Genomic DNA, 26,156 nt, shown 5'->3' on the forward strand with positions numbered 1-26,156 from the left:
AATTTTAATTCAGAGGCTTTTTTGATCGCTTTTTGAGATTTTACTCTTCAGTAATAGTCACTTTCTCCATTACATCTCCTTGACGGATATCATCGATAATATCTAAACCTTCATACACTTTACCAAAAGCGGTATGTCTACCATCTAAATGTTGAGTGTTTTGTCTATTGTGACAAATGAAGAATTGAGATCCACCCGTGTTTTTTCCAGCATGAGCCATTGATAAAACGCCTTTCTCATGAAATTGCTTATCACCATCCGTTTCACAGTCAATGCTATATCCTGGTCCGCCAGCACCCGTTCCATCAGGGCATCCACCTTGTACTACAAAGTCAGGAATCACTCTATGGAAAGTTAAGCCATCATAAAAACCTTCTTTCGCTAATTTGTGAAAGTTTTTCACGGTGTTTGGGGTAGCATCATCATAAAATTCAATTTTTAATGTGCCTTTGTTGGTTACGATTTCTCCTTTACTCATCTTATTTATTTTGTTATATGTTTTTAGTTATTGGTAATAAGTTATTTCAGCCTCAATATTTGATGATTCTAAAAATCCAATTACTTAATATCTAATACTTAGAACTATTTTAAATACTATTTCTTTGCCAAACAAGTTGCTGAGTATCCGCCATTTCTTCAATAATATTAGCCTCTTTTAAAGTATAGACTACATTTTTAAGCATTTTATTACTTACCCAGCCATCGGTAGCCCATTCAGTAGCATGATACCATTTAGCAGCATCTTCTTTTTTGATGTTAAATCTTTTACTGACTATGTCCACTGCTTCTTCATTTTCCATGAATTGAGCGGAGCTTTTTTGAATTTGTCTTAATACGCGAGAAATATCTTTTGGTCTTGTATTAATGATGTTAGTATGTGCTGCTAATACAAAACATGGCCATGGTGTTACATATTCGCCAATCCTTTTGATTTCTCCACTTTCAACATAAGGTTTGGTAGTATACTTTTCCCAATAGAAAACATCAGTCTCTAAATCATTTAGTGATTGTAAAGCTCCTTTAAGATTATTGATAATGTGAAATTGAGAGGGATCAATTTCTTTATCATTATTTAGAGCATCTACTATTGCCATAAGGTGAGAACCTGAACCAATTCTACTAATCGCATATTGCTTATCGTAAATTTCCTTATGATCTTTAATAGGGTTATCTATTCCGCTGTGTATCCCCCAAATTAAAGGGCTTTTAACATATCCACTAATTATTTTAGCAGGAACTCCTGATAATATACCACTTACAATACCTTCGGTAAGGATAGCGCAAATGTCAATCTCGTTATTGATTAAGGCCTCTCGCATTTCTCCAGTACCTCCTTCAAATGTTTTCCATTCAATATCGATCCCTTCATTTTCAATAGCTCCTGATTCAATTGCTAAATGAATAGGGGTGTTATAGTGTTCCGGTACTCCACCAATTCTTATTTTCTTACTCACTATTATATCACTTTTTTGGGTGTACAAACATACAATCTTTATCCTTTTGATTAATGGTTTTGCTTTGCTTTTGTTTAATATTTATAGCTTTGATATGAATTATTACACTTTTTACTAAGATTTTCCGTTCTTCGCAGGAAAATTACAGCTAATGCCTAAAAAGAAGAGAAAGAAGTCCTTTAAGAAGAAATTAATCAGCTTTTTCCTAAAAGTATCTATTGTTGGAATAATTTTTCTGATAGGTTTTTTCTATAGTATTAAAGCAGGACTTTTTGGAGAATTACCTACCGAAAAAACGCTTTCTAATATTGAAAACTCCCAAGCAACGGCATTATTATCTGATTCAGGCGAAAATATAGGGTTCTTATACAGAACTTATCGATCGAATGTTGCATATGAGGATCTCCCAAAGCATTTAGTAGATGCTTTAGTAGCCACTGAAGATGTTCGGTTTTTTGAGCATTCTGGTATCGATTACAGAAGTTTAGTCCGTGTACTGGTTAAGACAGTAATACTTCAGGATCGATCAGGTGGGGGCGGTAGCACTCTTTCTCAGCAACTGGTAAAAAATCTGTTTCCTAGAGAATATTCCAATAAGTTTGAATTACTAATTATCAAAATTAAGGAAGCTTTAATTGCTCAAAAACTAGAGTCCATCTATTCAAAAGAGGAATTATTAACATTATACCTTAACACTGTAAGCTTTCCTGATAATACTTTTGGGATTGAAGCAGCAGCCAGAACTTTCTTCAATAAACCTGTCAATAAACTTGACTTAGACGAAGCCGCTATTTTGGTGGGTAGCTTAAAAGCTACTTATACCTATAATCCCAGAATATTTCCAGAAAATAGTATTGACAGAAGAGATATTGTGCTTTCTCAGATGAGAAAATATAAGAAAATAAGCGAAGAAGAATATAAATCTGCAAAGTCAAAAGCGATAGAATTGAATTATACTCCTATGAAAGCTGATCAAGGCGTTGCTCCGTATTTTCGTGAACAAATTAGAAAAAAGTTAATAAAATGGGCAGATGAATATGAATCTGAAACGGGCGAAGAGATTGATATTTACGGAGATGGATTAAAGATATTTACGACTCTCAATAAGGATATGCAGATTTATGCTGAGGCTGCCATGAAATCTCATATGAAAGCTTTGCAAAAGTCCTTTGAAACGAATTGGGGAAATCAAGCTCCATGGAAGAAAAAGGCAATCTATGAAGAGATCATAAAAAGAACTCATCATTATAGAGCATTGAAAATTCAAGGTAAATCGGAAGCTGAGATTGAAAAGATTCTGAATGAAAAAAAGAAAATGCAGTTCTTTGACTGGTCAGGTAGTGAAGTAAAAACCATGAGTGTTATTGACAGTATTCAGTTGGCCTTGAAAACACTTCAATCTGGCTTTGTCGCTATGGAGCCTGGTTCAGGAGCTGTCAAAACTTGGATAGGGGGAATAGATTATGAGTATTTTAAATATGATCATGTTGCTCAAAGTAGAAGACAGGTGGGTTCTACTTTTAAACCCATTGTTTATATGGCAGCCCTTGAAAACGGAGTTGATCCCTGTGATTATTTCCCTGCTCAAGCAGTAGCTTATGAAAATCTGGAAGGTTGGAAACCCACAAATAGTGATAATGAGGATTATACCCACATCAATGTGACTATGCAAGAGGCACTCAGGAAATCAATGAATACAGTTTCTGTAAAAATTATGGAGGAAGTGGGCATTTCTAGAGTTATTGATTTTGCAGAGGATTTGGGTATAAATTCAGAATTACCGGAGGTGGCTTCATTAGCTTTAGGAACAGCTGAACTTAGTATGTTGGAATTGGCTACTGCCTATACCTCATTTTTAAATAGTGGTAAATCAGTAGAACCCTACTTCATTAACAGAATTGAAAGTGCTTCTGGAGATGTTCTATATGAGCATAAAGGTTCAAATCAGGCAGAAATTGCTTTTTCAGCTTTACATCAAGAAATGATGCTTAAGATGATGCAAGAAGTGGTTAATTCCGGAACAGCATCTCGATTAAGATGGAAGTATAAACTCAAAAATGATATAGCGGGTAAAACTGGAACAACTCAAAATAATAAAGATGGTTGGTTTGTGGGGCTATTGTCTAATTTAGTAACCGTTAGCTGGACTGGGTCTGATAATGGAAGTATTGGTTTTAAAAGTACAGCTATAGGGCAAGGTGCAAATTCGGCTTTACCTATTTTTGGTCTTTGGCTTGAAAAACTCAATCAGGATAAAGCATTAAATAAATATACTAGAAGTCGATTTGATGAACTTAGTGATAATGCTAAAAGAAAAATGGATTGCCCACCTATTAAAGAAGACGGTTTTATCAAGAAACTTTTTAATAATCCGGATAAAGAAAAAACTGAAAAGTTTGATGAAGCAGGAAAGAAAAAGGATGGTTTCTTTAAAAGAATAAAACGAATTTTGAATTCTAAGGATTAGTTTATATTTTCACCACTCAATCAAATCCTTATTTTATGAAAAAGTTATTATTATTTGTATTTATTCTTTCCAGTTCTGCTTTTACTCAAGCACAAAGTTATAGTCAAGGTTATATCCTAGGAGAAGGTGACGCTGAAGAAACATTTTATTTATTTTATGAACAAAGAAGTACTTGTACCTCCTCAGGCGATCCTGGTCCACTTGGTAGTCCTATAAATAATAGGAATTGTTGGTATACTTATAATGAGCAAGGCTTTGTTAATTTTTGGCAAGGTTACATTGCAAATGTAGAAAATAACTACTGTAGTCAAAGAGGAACAAGCTCAGAACAATATGCCAAAGGTGTAGTTGATGGATATAAGACTAAAATGACGTTAATGTCAATGCAATATGGAACAAACTATTATGGAGGAGGTGCAGGGCTAATCAGCTGTAATTAAGTTTTATCCTTAGTAAATCTTTTTGCTTCAGCTGCAGATTTAGAGTAGCTGAAGCAAAATTTATTTATGTTATTCCAAAAAAATAACTATATATTTTCGGAATTAAATTATATAAAATAATATCACGTCAGATAAACTCTCACTTTATTTATTTTTGCTTAATTAAGCCATAATGTTTGATGGTTAATCAAACTACGGTTGTTGAATTGAGAGATATTTCCATGCATACCCTATAGCGATTATATCTAAACTTTTATTCAATATATCATTCATCAATTAAAAAAATAATTGATTGAAAGATATCAATTTTTCCTATCAATATAACCCATAATATAGTAAGATTTAAGAATCTTCTAAAGACAGGTTTAGATTCAATGTCTACCTTTATTTAAAATTTGAAAGGAAATTTAATTTTAATAATAATCTATTAGAAATATTATTAAAATTAATTAAAGATAAAACTGTGAATGTTGACTCTGATGGCCAGTAAAAATAAAATATAATTAAAAAGTTAAAAAAGATTTGTATCAAGGGCGAATAACATTTATGTTTACAAAAACCAAAATTTTACAAAGATGAAAAAAACATTATTACTGGTATTTATTTGCTTTTCTACACAATTAGTCCATTCCCAAATTCTCTCCTATTCTGACGGATATAGTTTTGGAGAAACTGACGCACAGGAAACTTATGATTTGTTCTTTGAACAGAGGAATTGTGTCTCCGAATTTGATAGTGACTGGAATGGGACTGGTAGTCAAATTAGCTATGAAACTTGTTGGGTTTGTCCTAATGAATCAGGGTTTGTCAACTTCTGGCAAGGATACATTCTAAATTCAGAGAGAAATTATTGTAATAACAGGAACAGTGCAAAATCTGAATACTATAGAGGAATTGTTAACGGCTACAAAGACAATATGTTGAAATTATCAATAAAATACAATGGTAATTACTTTGGTGGGCCCGGACGCAGTTTTGTAATTTGTCCATAAGATCAAGATTAAATTAAATTATTTAATTAATCTGAGTTGACTATAGTCAACTCAGATTTTTTTTGCAAAAATTTAAAATTTGACATATAACGTTATAATCTTGTAGGATTCTTATTAATCCTGAATAAAGTGCAATACAGCTTGTTTTTCTTCGCTATTTTGTTAACATAAGGGAAAGAAAAATCAAACTAAAATAAGAAGAAAATGGCTAAATGTTTTGCACTAATGGGTTGGAGTTTACCCGTAATCGAGAGTATGCAAAAACTCAATAAACCTTATGTAGTGGTATCATTTCCAGATTTTGAAGATTATGCCAAAGAAAATAATATACCCTTCGTCCCTTATCAATTAGATGAGTGGAGTGATACCTCAAACTCCTTAGATTTATTAGAAAAATTAAAACCCTATGATGTAGATGTTGCTGTTCCTCTTTTTGAAGAGACAGTTGAATGGGCAGGTGCTTTAAATTCTATTTTTAGAGAGGATCCAAGAGTATTAAATAGAGCTTTTCTATTCAGAAATAAGGCTATGATGAAACGTAAGGCGTTAATTGGCGGACTTAGGGTAGGCTTATTTGAAGAGGTTTATAATAAAGAAGGGGTAAAAGACTTTATGAAAAGGTTGAATCAGGCTAACCTTCAAATCGATGGAGAGGAAGATAGCTGGGTTCATATTAAACCTTTTGCTTCTGCTGGTACTGTTGGGCACCGTTTGTTAAGGAGCATGCAGGATATTGAAGATAAATGTGAGGACGATGATTTCCCATGCCTTGCAGAATCACATTTGCCCGGCAGAGAGTTTTCATGTGAGGCTTTTGTCCATAAGGGTAAAATTAGATTTCTAAATATTACTGAATACGTGAAATTAGGGTATTCAAATTTTATTCCTGAAGGAAATTATCTGCATACAAAGCGTGATCGAATCATGCAGGAAATGCAAAAATTGGTAGATATTTTCGGAATTGAATACGGCATGATTCACCCTGAATGGTTCTTGACTGAAGATGATACCCTTAGTTTTGGAGAGGTAGCTTGTAGAATCCCTGGAGGCCATATATTAGAATTAGCAGGAAAAGCTTATGACTTTGATGCATTAGCAGCTTTTGTGTTATGTCATGATCCTAATTTATCCGAGGAAGAGCTACATGAGATTTTACCTGCACCAGATGCAAGGCCGAAAAATTTCTATGGAAATGTGATGATTTATCCTCATAAAAATCAAATTTCGAAATTGGAAATACCGGAAGAATTGAAAGAGGAACCGTATTTCTTAGATCATAATTTAGTTCCTCCAATGACAACTCAAAAAATAAACGATCGAAATGGTTTTGGGAATCATTTTGGTACAGTAAATTTCAAAGGTGAAGATCCTGATAGAATGACCGAACTATTATTACATTATGAAGATGTAGATTTTTATCATTAATTCGGTTAGGGTTAAACTATTAAAGATTCATCCGTTATTAAAGAAAGGTGTTATTTCACCTTTCTTTTTATTTAAAAATAAACGAATACATGTCAAATACTTTAAGTATTGAACAAAGCCATCAGAGGTTCAACGAGCTTTTTAAGGAGCTTATTTCTGCTACTTCTTTAACCAAAGCGGATAAAGCGCAAAAGCTTATGTCACAAGTAGATTTACTTGCGGCTGATCAGAATGGCATTTCTTTTCTGTATGATAATATTACCGATCTTTCAAAAGCTGGAATATTTGCTAAAAGCAGCTGGGAAGATCCTTCAAAATTGGTCCCCACTTTAGTAAACGGAACCTTGAAAAGCGGCCATCCTAATTCCACTATTGAAATATTAAGTGAACTTAGAATGTTGGCTATTGCGGAAGGTAAATATGATCACAAATCAGTTAAAACCGATGAGGCAGAAAATTATATTCAAGAGGTTTTTGTAGGCAATCTGGAGTTCGTTTTTAAAGAACCAAAAGAAGAAACAAGGTTGAATATGGATGAAGTAGAACTTACCAAAGTCCATGAACTCTTCGTATTCCTTTCTTCCAAAACTAATCTGGATAGTATCAAAGAGAAATTAACGGAAGAACTCACTTTAATATGCGAACAAAGACCAGTGGTTACTGAAAATCAAAGGCGAATTATTGCCTTAGTGAAAGAAAAAATTGAGCTCAATCCTAATAGAAAGGAAGACCAGAAGCTTTTGCAATTTCAGAGATGTATCTATAGACCTACTAAAAACACTGAAAACAAGACTGCAGATGAATATGAAAATTCATTAAGCGAAATGTCAAATTCAGAATTATATTCTGAATCACAGGATATGAGTAATGCTATGTTATTGTATGGCTTAGTGAGCCAATATCATGCAGTTTTATTATTACATCTTATCAATAATGAGCATTTTTCTATAGTGCCCGTTTGCCTGGGTCTCAATCCCACAGGAGAAGTAAAATGGAATGAATATCAAGATTTTATTTCAACACTTATCCTTGAAATAATTCACCGATACAATGCACAATGTATTTATGGATTGGCAAAAATGTTAGAAAAAGGAATTTTTTCAAGACAGGCAGTACGCTCTAGTATAGATAATATGCGGACCATCAAAATTCATCCTAAAGTAGAAGAAAGAATTTTAAAATCAACCAATAATCCGCATCATGATGTTTCAGCAAGGCAATATTTAATTGGAGCATTATTTAGAATTTTAGGACAGCCATTGGGTGTGGGGCAGGGAAATAACCCAACTTGCCAAAGTGCTAGAGGAATTAGTATGTGGAGCCAGCACTCACCAGCCAAGTTGATCAATATGATTCAAATTGCAGCTACTCATAATGATTTAAGCTTTCGCTTTGAAGATAAAGAGATAAAAGCTTCTACCACAGCTCAAGGCTTAGTGCAAAAATTGGATCATAATTTGGATGCTGTTTCAGTAACCATTGTACCTATGCTAGACAGAATCTATAATGAAATGATGGTAAGAGCATCAGGTAGAGGAGAAGACCCTCATAAATGGGTAAATCCAGCTTTATATGGTCAATGGATCCAAATTGGTTTTGCATCAGCATATGATTACCTAAGTAATTCAATATTAGATTTTAATGGTTTTACAAAGGTATTTTATGCCATGTGTCATCCCGAATACAATGGAGGGCATAAACTAATATATCCAAATCCGGTGGGAATCTTCATAACATCATCTAAAGGAGAAATGTTAGGTTTTCATGCTGTATCCCTACTAAGGGTGGATGAAGATCCTGAAGGAGAAATGAGAGCTTATTTTTTAAATCCAAATAATGAAGGCCGTCAAAACTGGGGGCAGAATATTAGGCCTTCCGTATATGGAAATGGAGAGGAACATGGTGAATCTTCACTTCCTATTCATGAGTTTGCTGCACGAACTTATGCTTTTCATTATAACACTTTAGAAGTAGGGGCTAAAGTGGGTAATGTACCCGAAAATGAAGTTTTAAAAGTAAAAAGATTAGCTAAAGAAAGCTGGGGAAAATCATATACTTGGCTAGAAACTCCAAAACAATGGTAAAACACTCTTCAAGAATAGAATTAAAACAATCGTCTTTAAAAGCCAATATTAATTTCATTAAAAAGATAGTAGGTAATGATGTTATATTTTCATCGGTAGTGAAAGCTAATGCCTATGGACATGGTATTCATCAATTTGTTAAAATGGCTGAAAAATGTGGGGTTCGACATTTTTCAGTTGCTTCATCTTTTGAGGCAGAGGAAGTATTAGAAGCAACAGATGGTAAAAGTACCATTATGATAATGGGTATTATCTATGAAGAAGATCTTTCTTGGGCTATAGAGCATGATATAGAATTTTTTGTTTATAATTTTGAAAGGCTGCCTAGAGCTTTAGAAGCAGCCAAAAAAGTGGGAAAGAAAGCTAAGGTGCACATTGAAGTTGAGACCGGATCGAACAGAACGGGAATGCACAAAAATGAATTCCCCAAAGCACTATCGTTTCTGAAGAAAAATGAAGATCATTTATTTTTTCAAGGTCTTTGTACACACTTAGGGGGAGCAGAAAGCCAAAGCAATCAATTTAAAATCGATAAACAAAAGAAACGTTATAAAGAATTTTTAAAGATATGTAAAGACAAAAAGACTGAACCTAATATTAGACATATTGCATGTTCAGCAGCGGCTTTAGCAATGCCTGATACAGTTTATGATCTGATAAGAGTAGGAGTTGCTCAATATGGTTTTTGGCCAAGCCCAGAAATCTATTATCAATATTTGAATGAGAATGGTAAAAAGTCAGATGCTTCCTTGAAACGCATATTTTCGTGGAAAACAGACATAATGGATATCCGTGAAGTACCTGAAGGAGATTTTATAGGATACGGTACTGCCTTCCAAGCTAGCCATAAAATGAATATTGCAGTTATTCCTTTAGGGTATTCAAATGGGTATCCGAGAGCGTTATCTAATAGAGGATATGTTTTAATTAGTGGGAAAAAGGCACCCATTGTAGGTTTAATTAATATGAATCTTTTTATGGTTGATATCACCCATATTCCTGATGCTAATGTAGGGGATGAGGTAGTTTTAATCGGCAGACAAAAAAATAATGTGATTAATGTAAGTAGCTTTACCAATAGTACTCAATTACTCAATAATGAAATGTTAAGTAGGTTACCTGCTGCAATACCAAGAACCATCGTTAAATAATGAGGTTTACGGATTATGAAAATAGCGTTATTAATGAATTAGGGAAAAGGGCAGGAGATGTCCTATATCTTTCTGATATCGCACCTTTTTTCATTACTAAAAGCTGTTTGAATATTTCTACTTATTTGCAGACTGCCTACATTAAATTGGGTGATAACATGCAAAAATCACTTTCTGAATATTTTCAGCTCATAGTTTTTATCAAGAAATTGGAAGACGAAAGGATTTGTTATTCCATACCCTATACTCCTTTAGAAGATAATGCACAAGATATCGGCAATTTAAATTATAAGGATTATCAGCAGCAAACTATTGCTGACGGTGACTTACTTTTACAGATTTTTCAATTTGCTACAAAGAAGTATGTGATATCTCCAGTTGAATATGATGAAGAGCAGATTAAAAAAGCAGTATCTACGAATAGATTAATTCCGAACATTATTTTAGCATTACTTTTTCTGTTTTTAGCTGCCATAGGTTATCAGTCTTATCGAGATACTCAAATACGGACAAATCAACTTGAATTGATTGAGAATAAATTAAGCAAGCAAATCGAAGTGCAGAATTTGCTTTCGGAAGAAATAAATCAACGAAACCTTGATATGGATCAATTTCATCAATTGATTCAAGATGACTTATTAATGATTAATAAAATTCTGGAAACACAAATAGATGAAATTAATCGAATTAAATATTGGAATAGAATGCAGGTTAAAGAATTAATGGAATTAAATAAGATTTTAGTTGACGATTCAACGAATCATTGAGTTTAAATATGTATTCAGTTGCTTTAAACGCAATAATTATTAACTTGCTTTAAATTAAAACCAACTATTTAATATGAAAACTAAAGAAACATTTAAATCCCTAAGCTTAACAGCTCTTGCTGCTATTTTCTTTTTATCTGCTACATTAATCTCATGTGGTGGTGAGAAAAAAGAAGAAGCATCTGACGATGCAGCTACTGAAGAACTAATGGAGGAAACAGAAGAAGCTGTTGAAGAAGTAGAGGAAGTTGTAGAAGAAGAAATGATGGAAGAAGATTCAGCTAAGAGTGAACATCCAAGCGAGGGTGAAGAGGAAGAACATCCATCAGGAGGCGGTGAGCACCCTGGAAAATAATTTTTAAAAGGTTAAAATAGAAAAGCTCGAATTATGATTCGAGCTTTTTTTATGTCCCTACATTCAAAGTTTTTCTGAATTATCTGTAATTCGCTGGAAGCTAAACTTTGCATTGCTTACTATACTTTCCCCATCAACTTCAAATATAGGATATGCCATAAATTTAACAGGACTAGACTTTGGAGATGGTTCAAAAATTAAATCTCTTCCTTTTGTAAATTCAATTCTATTTGCTGGATGTCTACCGAAATAATAGGTAGCTAAGGCGGTGTATTTATTTCCTTCACTAATATCTACTGGCCACCATTTTCCTTCAGCATAAAATTCAGCCCAGCAATGGTACCCATTTATTCCACCTTCATTTCTATCAGATGGAATGCCAGCTCCGATTGCAAATCGAGCGGGAATATTTGCTGTTCGAGCCAAAGAAATAAAAAGTGAATGAAATTCAGTGCAGTTACCAGTTTTTGAGTCACAAGCATAAACAGCATCTCCGGTTCCATATTTAATATTTTTAGCATAGCGCATATTATCAATAATATAATCATAGATAGCCCTTGCTTGAATCAATTGATTATCATTTTCCATTCCAGCTGTAGCTTCATTTACAATTTCCTTAAATCTTGCTGTTCCTACTGGCATCAATATGTTTTCATTTAGATATTGGTTTATATCTGTACCTTTTTCCTCATAAGCACTTTTTTCTTTTCTCTTCACGTGGTAACTTATTCTTACTTTCTTTTCACTATCCACTTTATCTAGTTTAAGAAACAGAACTTTATTTCCATATTTTTCCTCTTCCAATATCTGATCTTCACCATATATTTGCATGCTTTTAATTTCTATATCTTGAAATTTGTCAGATTGCGCAATAGGAATCCATACCTTGGCTGAATTTTCAATTTTAGGAAGAGTAGTCTCATAATAGAATTCAAACTCATCTTCCCCTTCTATTACTCCTAATAGTTCATTTGAGGCGGATTCAATAGGTACTCTATGCCATGTTTTATCCTCTTTTTGCTTCCAGCTGTAGAATGGCTTACCATTCAATTTGTGAACTGTTGTTTCCGTCACATCCATTGCGCCTGGTTTACCTTCCATAAAGAAATCAACATCATAAACATCTCCATTTTCATCGGCTAAATCAACACAAGCAAAATGTCTATTTGGACCTAAATTAGAAAGGTACTCAGTATGGACTCTTACTAGTTTTAATCGCAGTTCCTTGTTTTCATCTTTCACATGAAAATAACCGTCTGCCTCCTTAGTTTTATTTTTAATATAGGCCTTAATACCCTTTTCAATATCTGCTATATCAACTTTAGTGACTACTTTATTTTCAGTTTTTGATACTTCACTTGAATTCTTTTCAGAAGATTGACAGGCTAATATCAATGCTGAAATGACAAATACTAAGTGTTTAATTTTAATCATATTAGTTCTTTAAGGATGAATTATTACTTTCCTTTTATTTTCTCTAATTCCTTTTCAAGTTTTGCTTTTTCTTCCTGCGCTTTTTTCAATTCTGTGATATCTCTGGAAACAGTAGAAACTCCAATCACTTCTTTGTTATCATTATAAATAGGCTCGCATCTTGTTTCAATAGTTAAATTTCCAGAGGAAAGTTCTCTTATTTCTTCAATTCTTAATTTCTCACCTTCTAAAGCTTTATCATATCTTGCTTTCCATTTTTCTAACTGATCTTTCGGTAAAATACTTAAAATGCTTAATCCTGGCTTTAATTCAATTCCAGAATCATTAAACCTATTTTTCAATACATCATTCACCACCAATATTTCATAATTAGTGTTGATAGCAAAATAGGTGTCATCTGTATTATTGATCATACCATCTAATACATACTCTCTTTGAGCTAATTTTTTAGCATTTTCTTCCCTTTGAATTTCTAGCTCTTTCTCTTTCGTAATATCCCGTGAGAATACAGAAGCACCAGTTATTGAACCATCTTTTTGTTTGATAGGATGAATATCATAATGGCGATATGAATCCTCTCCTTTAACACTACTCTTGATTGTAAACGATAAATCTACCCCGTTAAATACTCTATCATAATATGATTTCCATTCCTCACGAACTTCTCCCAACATGTCTAGGGCGTTACTCCCTTCCTTCATCTTTTCATATTGAGTTCCTTTGTATCTATTTTTGATTACGTCATTCATCAATAAAATTTTATATTGTGTATCAATTAAAATGATAGAATCAGAAGTATTATTGATCAAAGCATTAAGATTTGTTTCTTTCGCTGCCATTTCGGACTGAGCTCTACCCATTTCTTCTTGAGTGGCTTCCATTTCTTCCATATTTTGACGCATTTCCTCTTCTTGAGAACGCATCTGCTCTGTCATTTCCTGAGATTCAATTAAAAGCTTTTTAGTCCTTTCATTGGTTCTTGCATTCGCTAATGTTGAGGCAATGTTTTCTCCTAGCTTCTCTACAAAGTCTATTCTGTATTGAGGAATAGGTTGAATTGACGCTATTTCAACTACTCCTTTTATTTCTTCATTGATTTTTAAGGGTACAATTAATACACATCTTGGCAAGGTTTCCCCTAAACCCGATTTAATTTCTATATAATCCTTGGGTACTTCGGTTAGATAAATCTTATCACCTTCTTGGACTGATTGGCCGACTAATCCTTCACCTATTGCAATTTCCTTTTTAATTCTTTTCCTTCTTTCGTAAGCATAAGCGGATTCAAGATTGATTTTAGGTTTTTCGTTTTCATCCTGAGGTTCTGTCAGAACAAAAAGTGCTCCTTGATTCACCTCCATGAACTTTACAAGATTAGAAATAATCTGGTAAGACAATTCCTGGATATTGTCATTATTATTTCGAAGAATATCAGCAAATTTTGCTAAGCCTTCATTTACCCAACTACGCTCTTTGTCCGCCTTAGCAGATTCTTGCATTTTAGACCTCATTTGTAGTAGGGAAGTAGCCAAAGAGTTATCGTGATCATCCTTAAGCCCTTTGTATTCAGCATCTAAATTACCCTCACCAATTTTCGTTGTGAATTCAGTAGCATTTTGTAAAACATCCGCCATTGAGTTGATGTTTTGAGCAATATATCCCAATTCGTTTCTGCTTTGGTAATTGATTTTTTCACTTAAGTTTCCTTTAGCCAGCTCTCTTGCCGAAAGGGAAATTTCGTAAATAGGGCCTAGTATTAAGTATTTTAAAACCCAGTAAAGAAAACCTGCAAGTAGGAAGATGTATATGAAAAGTAAGATTACATTAAATGTCTCACTTTCCTCTTCTGCAAGGTTGATTTCATCTATTAATTCTTTAACATCTATATGTTTTTTTATGAAAGCAGTATATTTTTTCTCTAAACTTTCTTTACTTGATTCAATGGTTGCGGTTCCATCTTGAATAGCATATAAATCTTCTTTAAGGGGAGCCCAATATTTAATCAACTCTTGCACCTCATTTTTTAATCGATCGTTGATTTCTACATCAAGCTTTTCCTCTCCTAATTCACCACCACTAGTATAAGCAAATAGGATTCTTTCAACCCTTTTAACTGTGGTATTGATAGCTTCTTGATTCTCTTGAATATATTGTGGAGAAATACCGATGCTTATATTGTCTAAATTCCGTAGAGTTTTAGTCCTTAATAAGCTCTGCTGATCTATGCCAGTCTGAGTGAATACTAAATAGATCGCGACTATTAATAAAAATGTACCAATACCAATTGAATAGGCTAGATTTCTTATTTTCCAGTCGTAAAATTTCTTTTTTAAGTTGGCCATGTTGTATAAAACTGAATCCTGATAAATTGATTGAAATTATTTCACTTTTTGAATGTTAAAATCCACTGCTTGATCAAGTGAATTAAAACGTATATATAAAGCTTTTAGGTAACCCTCTGAGTAGTTAGAGCAATTTTCATTGGGTTCTAAATAATAAATAAAGAATTTTTGACTACGCTCGTAAAGTTGATGCTTATCGGCTACACCTAATAGCTCAATCATTTCATTTTGTGACAATCCCTTTAATTTATCTTTCTGGCTTAATAGTAAGTCAATTTGTTTTATTCTGTTCTCATTGCATCCGTCTTGATCTTGCTTCCAAGCATCCAAATCAATGCCTTCAAGTTGTGGCAGCGATTCACAAGATAAAATTGACATGATAAATAATCCTAAAAACAGTTTAGATAATATTTTCATTGATTTAAGTTGTAGCTTGTTTTATGGTTTGATTTGATTTTTTAATAAAAATTAGTGCTGCAAATGAAATTAGTCCATATCCCATAATTAAGTATTGGATAAGTGGGCTAACGGAAGGTAATAAAACGAATACCACAACAACTGGTGTTATCAATACTCTTATCACTTCTAAGGCAAATGAATATTTCTTTTCTTCCAATATGACACCAGCTCCCGTTACGCCTAATATAATTAAGGATACAGCGATAATTTGTTCCCATAAATCAAATGTATTAGCTGTAAAAAGGAAGGCCGCAGTCCCACCAAGTACAATGATATATTGTAGTAATACATATAAACTAAAGGAAGCAGAAGTTTTTTTATCATATTTCCTATCGTGTTCAGGATCTACCTCTGGAATAGGTAGCTGTCCACCCATCTCTTTTGGTAACCAACCCGGTGGATAAAAGACATACTTCATCTTGTTTTTAAAACCTTTTATTTGTTTTAAGCCTTTTGCCATTTCAATATAATGCTGCAAGTTTACCCAAACAGGATTCCAGCTTGCAGTTTGTTTTGTAATACCGTAAGTGGGTCTTTCTTCTTCTTCCTGGAAAGTACCAAACATTTTATCCCAAATAATAAATACGCCAGCATGATTTTTATCAATATATTTTGGGTTTCGCCCATGGTGTACTCTATGGTGGGAAGGCGTATTGAAAATCCATTCTACAGGGCCTAATTTACCAATGGTTTCAGTATGAATCCAGAATTGGTAAACGGTTACCAAGCCTGACATTAAAACAAAATTGATTGTGTCAAATCCTAATATTGCTAATGGGAAGTAGAAAAAGAAAGTCCATACGATTTGAAATGATCCTTGTCGTAAAGCCACTGAGAAATTATAATCTTCGCTTTGATGATGCACTACATGACCACCCCAAAACAGATTGATTTCATGACTTTTTCTGTGAGCCCAATAATAAAAGAAATCGACTAAAATGAATAATAAGATTAAGTTATACCAGGTAGGGGCAATTTCAAACAATGAGAAGTTTTCATAAACCCACTGGTAAGCAGCCACGCTCAACACCTTGAAAAAAATACCAGATACTTGCTGAGTAATTCCACAACTGATATTTGTAATGGCATCATTCAATCTGTATATTCTATATCTTTTTATAGCTTGAATGAGTAATTCAATCCCTATTAAAGCAAAATAGATAGGAATTGATAATATAATTGGGTTAAAATCCATTTGATCCTAGTTAAATGATATTCTATAAGTCATCTTTATTTCGAAATATAACATTTTGAATAAAAACTTCCTTGAAAAAATGCTGAAATACTCATGAATCCGATTAATTTTGCCTTATAAATTAAAATTATGGAGAGGATTTCAAGAGCTTTTTTAATTGTAACTAGTATTGGCTATACTGCCGTTTTATTTTACACATATGCCTATTTTGCGGAACTATCATACGTGAATATCAAGCTGTTAGATAATCAAATTCAGTTCAGTAATAATACACTTTTCTATTCAGGACTAATAATACCTCTAATAATTGTACTTATCTGTGTTGCATTAGCATTTTTAATTAAAAGTCAGGCGGTAGGTTCTCAATATTATTTTAAAAACGAAAGGACTAGAAATACTCTAGCCTCATGGGCAAGAAGCTTAGCGGGTACTTTTAATTTGTTTTTTGCTAGCATACTTACAGTATTCATATTCGTCAATAATGAAGAAGGCTTAACCCAAAGTGGCTACCTTCCTTTAGTGATTTTTAGTATGTTTTTAGTTTTCTTCTGGGTTTTATGGTTACCCTTCATAATCAGAAGAAATAAATAAATTTTTTCTAATATTTTTCAACAGTAGTAAGCTGATAATTCATTAGCTTTAATCTACTCATATTCAAATCTTTTCTTTGAGGTTCTTGATGTATGACTTTATCTATATTGGTAATTAATCATACAGCTTTTGCCTTTTGGCATCTTGGAAAAAGCTTTACAATTTAAAAAAGCTTTGTAATTTTAAAATTTGAGTAAGCTTTAACTTTCAATCCGATAATTGCGATGGCAGATATACAATATGATGAGGATAGTATAAAATCACTTGATTGGCGCGAACATATTAGAATGCGCCCAGGGATGTATATAGGAAAATTGGGAGATGGTTCATCTCCTGATGACGGTATTTATGTTCTGGTCAAAGAGGTGATTGATAATTCCATTGATGAACACATGATGGGATATGGGAAAACCATTGAAGTTAAAATTACGGATCAAAGAGTAGAGGTTCGTGATTATGGTAGAGGTATTCCTCTAGGTAAAGTTGTGGATTGTGTATCTAAAATAAATACTGGAGGTAAATACGACAGTGGAGCCTTTCAGAAATCTGTAGGACTTAATGGCGTAGGTACTAAAGCAGTGAACGCTTTGTCTAATTATTTTAAAGTTCAGGCATTCAGAGAAGGGCAAACTAAAGTTGCAGAGTTTGAGAAAGGGATCATTAAAAATGATGCTGACGTAGATTCATCCAATAAAAGAAATGGTACTTTAATCGCATTTGAGCCAGATGATACGGTTTTTAAGAATTATCATTTTATTCCAGGTTTCCTTGAAGAGCAAATGTGGAATTATGCATTCCTTAATGCAGGCTTAACGATTAATTTCAATGGTGAAAAATTCCACTCTGCTAATGGACTAAAGGATTTATTGGATAGAAAGACAGATGATGAAACCAATCGTTATCCAATTATTCATTTAAGAGGAGATGATATTGAAATGGCGATGACCCATGCCAATCAATACGGTGAAGAGTATTATTCATTTGTTAATGGTCAAAATACTACGCAAGGTGGAACACATTTAGTGGCTTTCAAAGAAGCGATTGTAAGAACAATTCGTGATTTTTATGGTAAAAATTATGATCCTTCCGACATCAGACAAGCGATTGTAGGTGCAATTGCAGTTCGTGTTCAAGAGCCTGTGTTTGAATCTCAAACTAAAACAAAGTTAGGTTCGCAAAATGTAGCACCTGATGGTCCAACTATGCGTACTTTCATCAATGATTTTGTAAAGAAAGCATTAGACGATTTCCTTCATAAAAATCCTCAAACTGCTGAAGCCCTTCAAAAGCGTATCATGCAATCTGAAAGGGAACGTAAGGACATGGCAGGCATTAAGAAACTTGCCAATGAAAGAGCGAAAAAGGCTAATCTGCATAACAAAAAATTAAGGGATTGTAGAGTGCATTATGATAATGATAAGCATGATAAGAAGGATGATACCATGATTTTCATTACAGAGGGTGACTCTGCTTCAGGTTCTATAACTAAGTCACGTGATGTGCAAACTCAGGCCGTGTTTAGTTTGAGAGGTAAGCCTTTAAATTGCTATGGCAAAACCAAGAAATTGGTGTATGAGAATGAAGAATTTAACCTTCTACAACATGCTTTGAATATTGAAGAAGGATTAGAAGGATTACGTTACAGGAAAGTAATTATTGCAACTGATGCCGATGTAGACGGTATGCATATTCGTTTGCTGCTGATGACTTTCTTTCTTCAATTCTTTCCAGACTTAGTAAGAGAAGGTCATTTATATATTTTAGATACTCCATTATTCAGGGTTAGAAATAAAAAAGAAACGATTTATTGCTATTCGGATGAAGAAAGAAGAAAAGCAATTGAAAAGATAGGTAAATCTGCAGAGATCACTCGATTTAAAGGACTTGGAGAGATTTCTCCTGAGGAATTTGGAGAATTTATTGGTGATAACATCAAGCTTGATCCGATCATTTTAAACAACCAAACCAAAATCAAAGACCTTCTAACTTTCTATATGGGTACTAATACCATGGAGCGTCAGCAGTTTATCATTGATAAATTAAGAGTAGAGAAAGACTTAGAAGAGGAATTGGCAGACGCTTAATTCTAAGATTAAAGATTTAAAAAAAATTAAAGTAATATCGTTTTTGGTTCAATCAAATGGAAGAGAATAACGAAAATAACGAGCTAAACAATCAAAACGGAGAAGATAAAGATAAGCTTCATGATGTGATTCCGGTTTCAGGAATGTATGAAAACTGGTTTCTGGATTATGCATCTTATGTGATTTTGGAGCGTGCAGTTCCAGCTAATGAAGATGGCTTTAAGCCAGTTCAGAGGCGTATCATGCATGCCATGAAGGAGATGGATGATGGAAGGTTCAATAAAGTAGCGAACATTATTGGACAGACCATGCAGTATCACCCACATGGTGATGCTTCCATTGGAGATGCCATTGTGAACATGGGGCAGAAGGATATCTTGATTGAAACCCAAGGGAACTGGGGTGATATTCGTACTGGAGATAGCTCGGCAGCACCTCGTTATATTGAGGCTCGTTTATCTAAATTTGCTTTAGATGTAGTTTTCAATCCGCAAACAACGGAATGGCAGCTTTCATACGATGGACGTAAGAAAGAACCGGTTACTTTACCCGTTAAATTCCCATTATTATTAGCGCAAGGTGTAGAAGGTATTGCGGTAGGTTTATCGACCAAGATTTTGCCACATAACTTTATAGAGCTAATTGAAGCCTGTATAAAAGTTCTTAAAAATAAGAAAGTTGAAATCTATCCTGATTTCCCAACAGGTGGTATGGCTGATTTTACCGATTATAACCAAGGATTAAGAGGGGGTAAAATCCGTGTTAGAGCTAAAATAGAGGAAGGAGAAAAACGAACTTTATTAATTAAGAATATTCCATTCGGAACTACCACTACTGGTCTAATTGAATCCATCATTAAAGCCAATGATAAGGGTAAAATTAAGATTAAAAAGGTAATCGATAATACAGCTAAAGATGTTGAAATTGAGGTGCAATTAGCCGCTAATCAATCTCCTGATATTACAATTGATGCGTTGTATGCTTTCACGGATTGTGAAGTTTCAATTTCACCCAATGCCTGCGTCATTATAGACGATAAACCTCATTTCCTTCCAGTAACTGAAATCTTAAAAAAGAATGTAGAAGATACGCTTCAACTATTGGAGCGGGAGCTAGAGATCAGGAAAGGAGAGTTAATGGAGAAATTGCTGTTTTCTTCATTAGAGAAAATCTTCATTGAAAATAGAATCTACAGAGATATTGAGGAATGTGAAACATGGGAAGCTGTTCTTGAAACAATCGATAAAGGCTTAGATCCTTTTAAGCCAGAGTTTTACAGAGATATTACTCAAGATGATATCATCCGCTTAACAGAGATCAAAATCAAACGAATCTCCAAATTTGATAAGTTTAAGGCTGATGAATTGATGCGTAAGCTTCAAGAAGAATTAGAACAAGTGGAGCACCACTTAGCCAACTTAACTGAATATGCTATTGAGTATTACCAAAGGTTATTAGATAAATATGGTAAAGGTAGGGAGCGCAAAACAGAAATCAAGAGTTTTGATAATATTGAGGCGCATACTGTTGCAGCTAATAACCAAAAGCTTTACGTCAATAGAAGCGAAGGCTTTATTGGGTATGGAATGAAAAAAGATGAGTTTGTTACGGACTGTTCAGACTTAGATGATGTTATAGCCTTTAAAAGGGATGGAACCTACAAAGTAGTGAAAATTGATGAAAAGGTATTTGTAGGTAAGGATATTATTCATGTAGATATTTTCCGTAAAAATGATGAGCGTAGAGTGTATAATGCGGCTTATTTAGACGGAAAAACAGGTAGAACTATGGTGAAAAGATTCCAGGTTTTATCCGTTACACGAGATAGAGAATATGACCTCACTAAAAAAGCGAAAGGTTCTAAAGTATTGTATTTAGAAGCAAGGCCTAATGGTGAATCAGAAGTTATCAATGTGAAACTTTCAAATGCGTGTAGAGCAAGAGTTAAAGTATTCGATTTCGATTTCGCTGAACTAGAAATTAAAGGAAGAAGTGCAGGAGGAAATATCCTCACTAAATATCCGGTAAAGAAAATTGAATTCAAATTACTGGGTGAAAGTAGCTTTGGTGGCTTGAAAGTATATTATGATGAATCTGTTGGAAAGTTAAATACGGACGAAAGAGGCCAGCTTATAGGTTCTTTCCATGGCGATGATAATATATTGGTGGTGTATAAAGATGGCTCTTATGAATTGACTAATTATGAATTGACAAATCGCTATGATGGTGAAAAAGTCCAACTGATCGAAAAATTTGATCCTAATGGAGTAATCTCTTCAGTTTATTATGATGGCGCTTCTAAAAATTACTATGTAAAGCGCTTCCAAATTGAAACTAGAACGCTTAATAAGCCTTTCGTATTTATATCAGAGCATAAAAAGTCTAGTTTAACGATAGTTAGCACTGATAAAGAGCCTCAAGTAGAGATAGAATTCCGTAAAGGAAAGGGTCGTGAAAAAGAGACTGCAATTTACGATTTCGATATGTTGATTGATGTGAAAGGCTGGAAAGCAATTGGAAATAAGCTGTCGCAATATGAGGTTACAAAGGTTAAACTAATTGAGAGTAAGAAAGAAGAGAAAGAATATAAGAGCGGTGATTCAGTTGATCTTAATATAGATGAGGACAAAGAACAGTTAGGTCTATTCTAAAATCATGAATAAAGAATTAAAGCATTTTCTAATTAATAAATTCTCTGAATTCTTATCTGACGAAAGAAAGGAATTTATAGAAAATGTATTGGATAATAGAACGGATTACATTCGTGTTGTGCTGGAAGACATACGAGATCCTCATAATGCGAATGCTATTATTCGTTCGGGTGAATGTTTAGGGATTCAACATTTTCATGTAATTGAAAACGAAAATGCATTTAAATTAGGTAGAGGCGTAAGTAGGGGAGCTATTAAATGGGTGGATGTGCATCAATACCCTGAAAGTGCAACTCCCACGGCCGATGTATTCAATGATCTCAAATCAAAAGGTTACAGAATAGTAGTAACAAGCCCCAATGAAAAAGCTAGTGCACCAGAATCCTTATCTTTAGATCAACCTATAGCCGTTGTAATGGGGAATGAAAGGGATGGAATAAGTGAGGAAGCAAAAGATTTAGCGGATGATTTTATCAGATTACCTATGCATGGGTTTACAGAAAGCTATAATGTTTCGGTAGCTGCTGGATTAACTTTATATAGTTTGGTCAGCAAAATGAGAGCTTCTGTAGAAAAATGGCAATTTAATGCACAATTAAAAGATGATTATCGTTTGAGGTGGTATAAAAAGTGCATGGCACGACCTGACGATTATGAAAATTATTTCGTTAAGGAATTTGAATCTCAGCATTAATCATGATTAAGTTTTCTATCAAGCTAGGCTTATTATTATTTGTTTCAGCAATTGTATTTGCAATCCTCTCTAATGTTTTTATTATTTCTAAAACTAGAGATTTCATTTACGATGATGTAGCTACTATTCCTCAGAGAGATATTGCCCTAGTATTAGGTACTAGTAAACGCAACATGAAAGGAGAAGCCAACAGCTTTTTTGATAATAGAATTGAAGCCGCAGCTAATTTGTATCATAGTGGGAAGGTTAAAGGTTTATTATTAAGCGGAGATAATAGAACACGTTATTATAATGAACCTAATGACATGAAGAATGCTTTAATGCAAAAAGGTGTTCCCGATAGTGTTATTTCAATCGATACGGCTGGATTAAGAACCCTAGAAAGTGTTTATCGCTGTAAGGAAGTATTTAATCAAAATAATGTCACCATCATTACCCAGCAATTTCATGCTTTTAGAGCCTTGTATATTAGTCAACATTATGAGCTAGATGCCATTGCATATTCAGCTGCTGAGGTTCCCGTTTATTCATCCGCTAAAGTGACCATTAGAGAGTTTTTTGCTCGCCCTAAAGCTTTATTAGATATTTATTTCCTGAATTCGTACCATAATGTGGAGCAGGAAATCAGCCAACAATAATTTATTTTGACTTATAATTTTAAAGATTTTGCAAAATGATTTCAACTATTTTTATATTTGTATCGTACACGATATAAACGTGCAATAATTATAAATAATTTTCGCTTATGAAAACAAATACGATTCAAAATGTTTTTAGAATTATACTAGGGGCATTCATGACGTTTGCAGGAATTGGTCACTTAACATTTCAAAGAGATGAGTTTCTTGCTCAAGTACCTAGATGGCTACCTACAGATCCTGCTTTTATGGATTTTGTGGTGTTATCATCAGGAGTTGTGGAGATTACTTTAGGAGTGTTAATGATATTTTTAGCAAAACATAAAGCAAAAGTAGGAATAGCATTAGCTGTATTTTATATACTGATATTTCCTGGTAACATCTCGCAATACACAAATGGTATAGATGCTTTTGGATTAGATACGGATCAAAAAAGATTGATCAGATTATTTTTTCAACCCATATTGGTAATTTGGGCTTTATGGTCTACAGCAGGATGGAATTATTTAAAACTAAAACTAAAACTAAATACTAAATTATGAGCTTTTATAATTACGAAGCCAAAAGACTGAATGGTGAAAATCAGTCAATGAAGGATTATGAAAATAAGACTGTTGTAGTAGTGAATACTGCTAGTAAATGTGGCTTAACACCGCAGTATGAAGGATTAGAAAATCTTTATAAGAAATATAAGGATGATGGCTTAGTAATTTTGGGTTTTCCTTGTAATCAATTTGCAAATCAGGAATCAGGGGATTCTGAACAAATACAGGAATTCTGTCAGCTTAATTATGGCGTGAGTTTCCCTATGTTTGAAAAAATCGAGGTAAATGGAAATAATGCACATCCCATTTATAAATATTTGAAATCAAAATTAAAAGGAGGCTTATTAGGAAGCGCTATAAAATGGAATTTTACTAAATTCGTTATTGATAAAAATGGAAATCCAGTTAAAAGATTTTCGCCTACTACTAAGCCCGAAAAAATGGAAGCTACCATTAAGAAGTTATTATAATCTATGGATGATCAATTTGCATCATTATATTTGGAGAACCAGATTTGTTTTCCACTTTATGCTGCCTCAAGGCTAACTACTAAATTATATACTCCTTATTTAAAAGAGCTGGATATCACTTATCCGCAATATTTAGTGTTGTTGGTGTTGTGGCAGCATAACGCTCAAACCGTAAATAAAATAGGGGAGCGCTTGATGCTTGAGACCAACACTTTAACCCCATTATTAAAACGCTTAGAAGCTAAAGAATTCATTAAGCGTACTCGCTCGAAGGAAGATGAAAGGACAGTTATTGTATCCTTAACCAAAGCAGGAGAGAAGCTCAAAGAAAAAGCCGTCAAAATCCCCGAGAAAATCATAGGTTCTTTTCAAGATGAAAGCGTTTCCGAAGATGAAATAGTGAATTTTCGCGATACATTGAATAAGCTAATTAAGACTTTGGATGGTAAGATTTAATCTCATCGCAAATTCAATTTTAGTTGATTCTTTAAAAAGTATATAGATATTGAGTTAAAAACTCATATTTTGCTAATCCTCGTTACAAACGAGGACTAGTGGGGGCATTTTTAATGTCGTTTAAGAATGTATTAACCATTAAATCATGGTCTGAAGCACTAGACAAAACGACCAAGGCTGTACAAGCTGAGATTGATTTGATCCTGAATATTGATAAAAAGTATATTAATAACAGCGAAAAAGCAGACAGCAACCAAGAATCAAATTAATAATTTATATTGTTAATAAAACTAAGAAATGAAAAATTATAGTAAGAGAAATTGGCGAGGAAATCTATCTATGCTATTCTTTTCTCTTGCTCTAATTGGGGCATTTGCATACGTTGGAGTTGATTTGGTTGTAATTGCAATTTTAGGCACAATTGCGGCAATAGTTCTTCTTATTGATAAAAAACTTTATATTTTTGGCGATAGTATTATTATAAAATATACTTTCTTACCATTTATACCTTATAAGTTTTTGTTTGATGAGATAGCTGAGATTCAGATAATTTATCAAGGGGGTAAGGGAAACGAGGAGGTAATGAAAATTCATTTAAAGCGAGGAAGAAAGAAGACCTTCAAATTAAATATGGGAAGTGATTTTCAAATGTTTGTAAATGATTTGAGAAAGAACGGAATTAAAGTAGATGCCAGTAGGCATCCTTACATAAGGTAGAGTGGATCATATCTTGCCTAATAGAGCTTAGCGAAGCAAAACGCGTGCTATTTGCCACAACTGTCTTGTCCTGAAATAGCTTTACACAAATAAAGCTAATCATGGGAATAAAATACAGCGAAAGTGCAATTTATGAGATTTGTAAAAGGATAAACATAGGACAGATCAGCTATAGTGATGCTCAAAGGCCAGAGGAGTTATTTTTTTTAAAAAAAATGTAATACTATTTTCAATGAAGTATTTTAAAATACTTGTTAATAATCTTTTATTTATTTCGATTATAGGTGTTTCCGCCATTACATTAGCTTTATTTAATGGCGAACAAATGAATTATAGTATATATGTAATACTAATTTGTTTTTTGATTTTAATTATAATAAAACTTAGATGGTTTAGAGACTAAGAGACATGTATTCGGCCCACTAGCGCGCGTTGCGCAGCTAAACGAATGCTATTTGCTGTTTAGTACACACTTTTTCTAAAAAAAACAAGAATTGTAAAATTGGATATGTTTTTATAAATTCAATTCTCCCGCGCTGACGCAATCGTTTCCGTTTGTGTCACAAGCATGATACGGAACTGTTCTTCCATCTTCCAACATCCGACTTCCATCTTCTAACTTCAAACACCCAACTTCCAATTATTCAACCGTATCATCAATCTCTAGCGTTTCTAGTATATCCGCTAGTTCATCAAAGTCTTTATAGCCCGGTCTGATTTCTTCACCACCACATAGCGCACATAG

The 26,156-nt window shown here is 33.6% G+C and carries 24 protein-coding genes and 1 pseudogene; 18 read left to right on the plus strand and 7 right to left on the minus strand.

Annotated elements, in window-relative coordinates; all coding sequences use genetic code 11:
- Positions 1-40: 40 nt before the first annotated feature.
- Together QYS48_RS14470 and QYS48_RS14475 are read right to left on the minus strand one after the other, a co-directional pair.
- Positions 41-478 carry a peptidylprolyl isomerase gene (locus QYS48_RS14470; RefSeq protein WP_302100951.1) on the minus strand — a complete coding sequence of 146 codons (438 nt, stop codon included), beginning with the start codon at positions 476-478 and terminating at the stop codon, positions 41-43.
- Between the two features lie 109 nt (positions 479-587).
- Complete coding sequence (locus tag QYS48_RS14475; RefSeq protein ID WP_308356544.1) at positions 588-1,454, minus strand: substrate-binding domain-containing protein; 867 nt, start codon at positions 1,452-1,454, stop codon at positions 588-590.
- A gap of 151 nt (positions 1,455-1,605) precedes the next feature.
- Here QYS48_RS14475 and QYS48_RS14480 point away from each other — a divergent pair, with 151 nt between their 5' ends.
- The 8 genes from QYS48_RS14480 to QYS48_RS14515 all read left to right on the plus strand — a co-directional run bounded on the left by QYS48_RS14480 (position 1,606) and on the right by QYS48_RS14515 (position 11,135).
- Positions 1,606-3,921 (plus strand): transglycosylase domain-containing protein, encoded by a 2,316-nt coding sequence (locus QYS48_RS14480; protein ID WP_308356545.1) that lies wholly within the window; start codon positions 1,606-1,608, stop codon positions 3,919-3,921.
- 35 nt (positions 3,922-3,956) lie between these two features.
- Positions 3,957-4,361 carry a hypothetical protein gene (locus tag QYS48_RS14485; protein ID WP_308356546.1) on the plus strand — a complete coding sequence of 135 codons (405 nt, stop codon included), beginning with the start codon at positions 3,957-3,959 and terminating at the stop codon, positions 4,359-4,361.
- A gap of 575 nt (positions 4,362-4,936) precedes the next feature.
- Positions 4,937-5,353, plus strand: coding sequence for a hypothetical protein (locus tag QYS48_RS14490; protein WP_302100945.1), 417 nt, complete (start codon positions 4,937-4,939; stop codon positions 5,351-5,353).
- A 204-nt stretch (positions 5,354-5,557) separates the two neighbouring features.
- On the plus strand, positions 5,558-6,778 hold the full coding sequence (locus tag QYS48_RS14495) for a carboxylate--amine ligase (RefSeq protein ID WP_308356547.1): 1,221 nt from the start codon (positions 5,558-5,560) through the stop codon (positions 6,776-6,778).
- An 89-nt stretch (positions 6,779-6,867) separates the two neighbouring features.
- Positions 6,868-8,862: a hypothetical protein gene (locus QYS48_RS14500; RefSeq protein ID WP_308356548.1), complete on the plus strand. Its 1,995-nt coding sequence runs from the start codon at positions 6,868-6,870 to the stop codon at positions 8,860-8,862.
- Complete coding sequence (gene alr, locus QYS48_RS14505; RefSeq protein ID WP_302100937.1) at positions 8,856-10,013, plus strand: alanine racemase; 1,158 nt, start codon at positions 8,856-8,858, stop codon at positions 10,011-10,013. The genes QYS48_RS14500 and alr overlap by 7 nt, the downstream gene beginning before the upstream one ends.
- A complete protein-coding gene (locus QYS48_RS14510; protein ID WP_302100936.1) occupies positions 10,013-10,780 on the plus strand; it encodes a hypothetical protein in 768 nt (255 codons plus the stop codon). The genes alr and QYS48_RS14510 overlap by 1 nt, the downstream gene beginning before the upstream one ends.
- A 73-nt stretch (positions 10,781-10,853) precedes the next feature.
- Positions 10,854-11,135, plus strand: a complete 282-nt coding sequence (locus tag QYS48_RS14515) for a hypothetical protein (protein ID WP_302100935.1) — start codon at positions 10,854-10,856, stop codon at positions 11,133-11,135.
- A gap of 63 nt (positions 11,136-11,198) precedes the next feature.
- Here QYS48_RS14515 and QYS48_RS14520 read toward each other — a convergent pair whose 3' ends face one another.
- Genes QYS48_RS14520 through QYS48_RS14535 form a run of 4 tightly spaced genes read right to left on the minus strand, consistent with a single transcriptional unit; the run spans position 11,199 to position 16,565 of the window.
- Positions 11,199-12,569: a transglutaminase domain-containing protein gene (locus tag QYS48_RS14520; RefSeq protein WP_308356549.1), complete on the minus strand. Its 1,371-nt coding sequence runs from the start codon at positions 12,567-12,569 to the stop codon at positions 11,199-11,201.
- A 23-nt stretch (positions 12,570-12,592) separates the two neighbouring features.
- Positions 12,593-14,911: a PAS domain S-box protein gene (locus QYS48_RS14525; protein ID WP_308356550.1), complete on the minus strand. Its 2,319-nt coding sequence runs from the start codon at positions 14,909-14,911 to the stop codon at positions 12,593-12,595.
- A 36-nt stretch (positions 14,912-14,947) separates the two neighbouring features.
- Positions 14,948-15,328, minus strand: coding sequence for a hypothetical protein (locus QYS48_RS14530; protein WP_302124916.1), 381 nt, complete (start codon positions 15,326-15,328; stop codon positions 14,948-14,950).
- 4 nt (positions 15,329-15,332) lie between these two features.
- On the minus strand, positions 15,333-16,565 hold the full coding sequence (locus QYS48_RS14535) for a sterol desaturase family protein (protein ID WP_308356551.1): 1,233 nt from the start codon (positions 16,563-16,565) through the stop codon (positions 15,333-15,335).
- A 129-nt stretch (positions 16,566-16,694) separates the two neighbouring features.
- On the opposite strand from QYS48_RS14535, the gene QYS48_RS14540 reads away from it, so the two are divergent.
- From QYS48_RS14540 to QYS48_RS14585, 10 genes are all read left to right on the plus strand, one after another.
- A complete protein-coding gene (locus QYS48_RS14540) occupies positions 16,695-17,156 on the plus strand; it encodes a hypothetical protein (RefSeq protein ID WP_308356552.1) in 462 nt (153 codons plus the stop codon).
- Between the two features lie 224 nt (positions 17,157-17,380).
- Positions 17,381-19,240, plus strand: a complete 1,860-nt coding sequence (locus QYS48_RS14545; RefSeq protein ID WP_308356553.1) for a DNA topoisomerase IV subunit B — start codon at positions 17,381-17,383, stop codon at positions 19,238-19,240.
- A gap of 56 nt (positions 19,241-19,296) precedes the next feature.
- A complete protein-coding gene (locus QYS48_RS14550) occupies positions 19,297-21,891 on the plus strand; it encodes a DNA gyrase/topoisomerase IV subunit A (protein ID WP_308356554.1) in 2,595 nt (864 codons plus the stop codon).
- A 4-nt stretch (positions 21,892-21,895) separates the two neighbouring features.
- Complete coding sequence (locus QYS48_RS14555; protein ID WP_308356555.1) at positions 21,896-22,585, plus strand: RNA methyltransferase; 690 nt, start codon at positions 21,896-21,898, stop codon at positions 22,583-22,585.
- A gap of 2 nt (positions 22,586-22,587) precedes the next feature.
- A complete protein-coding gene (locus QYS48_RS14560) occupies positions 22,588-23,223 on the plus strand; it encodes an ElyC/SanA/YdcF family protein (RefSeq protein WP_308356556.1) in 636 nt (211 codons plus the stop codon).
- A 107-nt stretch (positions 23,224-23,330) separates the two neighbouring features.
- Complete coding sequence (locus QYS48_RS14565; protein ID WP_308356557.1) at positions 23,331-23,765, plus strand: hypothetical protein; 435 nt, start codon at positions 23,331-23,333, stop codon at positions 23,763-23,765.
- Entirely contained in the window at positions 23,762-24,238 is a 477-nt protein-coding gene (locus tag QYS48_RS14570) for a glutathione peroxidase (protein WP_308356558.1), read from the plus strand. The genes QYS48_RS14565 and QYS48_RS14570 overlap by 4 nt, the downstream gene beginning before the upstream one ends.
- Before the next feature lie 3 nt (positions 24,239-24,241).
- Positions 24,242-24,694, plus strand: coding sequence for a MarR family transcriptional regulator (locus QYS48_RS14575; protein WP_308356560.1), 453 nt, complete (start codon positions 24,242-24,244; stop codon positions 24,692-24,694).
- Positions 24,695-24,807: 113 nt separating this feature from the next.
- A complete protein-coding gene (locus QYS48_RS14580; protein WP_308356561.1) occupies positions 24,808-24,963 on the plus strand; it encodes a hypothetical protein in 156 nt (51 codons plus the stop codon).
- 28 nt (positions 24,964-24,991) lie between these two features.
- Positions 24,992-25,411 carry a hypothetical protein gene (locus tag QYS48_RS14585; protein WP_308356562.1) on the plus strand — a complete coding sequence of 140 codons (420 nt, stop codon included), beginning with the start codon at positions 24,992-24,994 and terminating at the stop codon, positions 25,409-25,411.
- Between the two features lie 640 nt (positions 25,412-26,051).
- On the opposite strand, the pseudogene QYS48_RS14590 reads toward QYS48_RS14585, so the two are convergent.
- Positions 26,052-26,150: pseudogene (locus tag QYS48_RS14590) on the minus strand (phosphoribosylanthranilate isomerase); the annotation flags it as partial.
- Between the last annotated feature and the right edge of the window lie 6 nt (positions 26,151-26,156).

This window comes from Marivirga arenosa (assembly GCF_030503895.2).
GTDB lineage: Bacteria > Bacteroidota > Bacteroidia > Cytophagales > Cyclobacteriaceae > Marivirga > Marivirga arenosa.

Excerpts from the sequence above, each read along its gene's own strand:
- QYS48_RS14470 (WP_302100951.1), bottom strand. The coding sequence starts at position 478 with ATGAGTAAAGGAGAAATCGTAACCAACAAAGGCACATTAAAAATTGAA.
- QYS48_RS14480 (WP_308356545.1), top strand. The coding sequence starts at position 1,606 with ATGCCTAAAAAGAAGAGAAAGAAGTCCTTTAAGAAGAAATTAATCAGC.
- QYS48_RS14485 (WP_308356546.1), top strand. The coding sequence starts at position 3,957 with ATGAAAAAGTTATTATTATTTGTATTTATTCTTTCCAGTTCTGCTTTT.
- QYS48_RS14490 (WP_302100945.1), top strand. The coding sequence starts at position 4,937 with ATGAAAAAAACATTATTACTGGTATTTATTTGCTTTTCTACACAATTA.
- QYS48_RS14495 (WP_308356547.1), top strand. The coding sequence starts at position 5,558 with ATGGCTAAATGTTTTGCACTAATGGGTTGGAGTTTACCCGTAATCGAG.
- QYS48_RS14500 (WP_308356548.1), top strand. The coding sequence starts at position 6,868 with ATGTCAAATACTTTAAGTATTGAACAAAGCCATCAGAGGTTCAACGAG.
- alr (WP_302100937.1), top strand. The coding sequence starts at position 8,856 with ATGGTAAAACACTCTTCAAGAATAGAATTAAAACAATCGTCTTTAAAA.
- QYS48_RS14510 (WP_302100936.1), top strand. The coding sequence starts at position 10,013 with ATGAGGTTTACGGATTATGAAAATAGCGTTATTAATGAATTAGGGAAA.
- QYS48_RS14515 (WP_302100935.1), top strand. The coding sequence starts at position 10,854 with ATGAAAACTAAAGAAACATTTAAATCCCTAAGCTTAACAGCTCTTGCT.
- QYS48_RS14520 (WP_308356549.1), bottom strand. The coding sequence starts at position 12,569 with ATGATTAAAATTAAACACTTAGTATTTGTCATTTCAGCATTGATATTA.
- QYS48_RS14525 (WP_308356550.1), bottom strand. The coding sequence starts at position 14,911 with ATGGCCAACTTAAAAAAGAAATTTTACGACTGGAAAATAAGAAATCTA.
- QYS48_RS14530 (WP_302124916.1), bottom strand. The coding sequence starts at position 15,328 with ATGAAAATATTATCTAAACTGTTTTTAGGATTATTTATCATGTCAATT.
- QYS48_RS14535 (WP_308356551.1), bottom strand. The coding sequence starts at position 16,565 with ATGGATTTTAACCCAATTATATTATCAATTCCTATCTATTTTGCTTTA.
- QYS48_RS14540 (WP_308356552.1), top strand. The coding sequence starts at position 16,695 with ATGGAGAGGATTTCAAGAGCTTTTTTAATTGTAACTAGTATTGGCTAT.
- QYS48_RS14545 (WP_308356553.1), top strand. The coding sequence starts at position 17,381 with ATGGCAGATATACAATATGATGAGGATAGTATAAAATCACTTGATTGG.
- QYS48_RS14550 (WP_308356554.1), top strand. The coding sequence starts at position 19,297 with ATGGAAGAGAATAACGAAAATAACGAGCTAAACAATCAAAACGGAGAA.
- QYS48_RS14555 (WP_308356555.1), top strand. The coding sequence starts at position 21,896 with ATGAATAAAGAATTAAAGCATTTTCTAATTAATAAATTCTCTGAATTC.
- QYS48_RS14560 (WP_308356556.1), top strand. The coding sequence starts at position 22,588 with ATGATTAAGTTTTCTATCAAGCTAGGCTTATTATTATTTGTTTCAGCA.
- QYS48_RS14565 (WP_308356557.1), top strand. The coding sequence starts at position 23,331 with ATGAAAACAAATACGATTCAAAATGTTTTTAGAATTATACTAGGGGCA.
- QYS48_RS14570 (WP_308356558.1), top strand. The coding sequence starts at position 23,762 with ATGAGCTTTTATAATTACGAAGCCAAAAGACTGAATGGTGAAAATCAG.
- QYS48_RS14575 (WP_308356560.1), top strand. The coding sequence starts at position 24,242 with ATGGATGATCAATTTGCATCATTATATTTGGAGAACCAGATTTGTTTT.
- QYS48_RS14580 (WP_308356561.1), top strand. The coding sequence starts at position 24,808 with ATGTCGTTTAAGAATGTATTAACCATTAAATCATGGTCTGAAGCACTA.
- QYS48_RS14585 (WP_308356562.1), top strand. The coding sequence starts at position 24,992 with ATGAAAAATTATAGTAAGAGAAATTGGCGAGGAAATCTATCTATGCTA.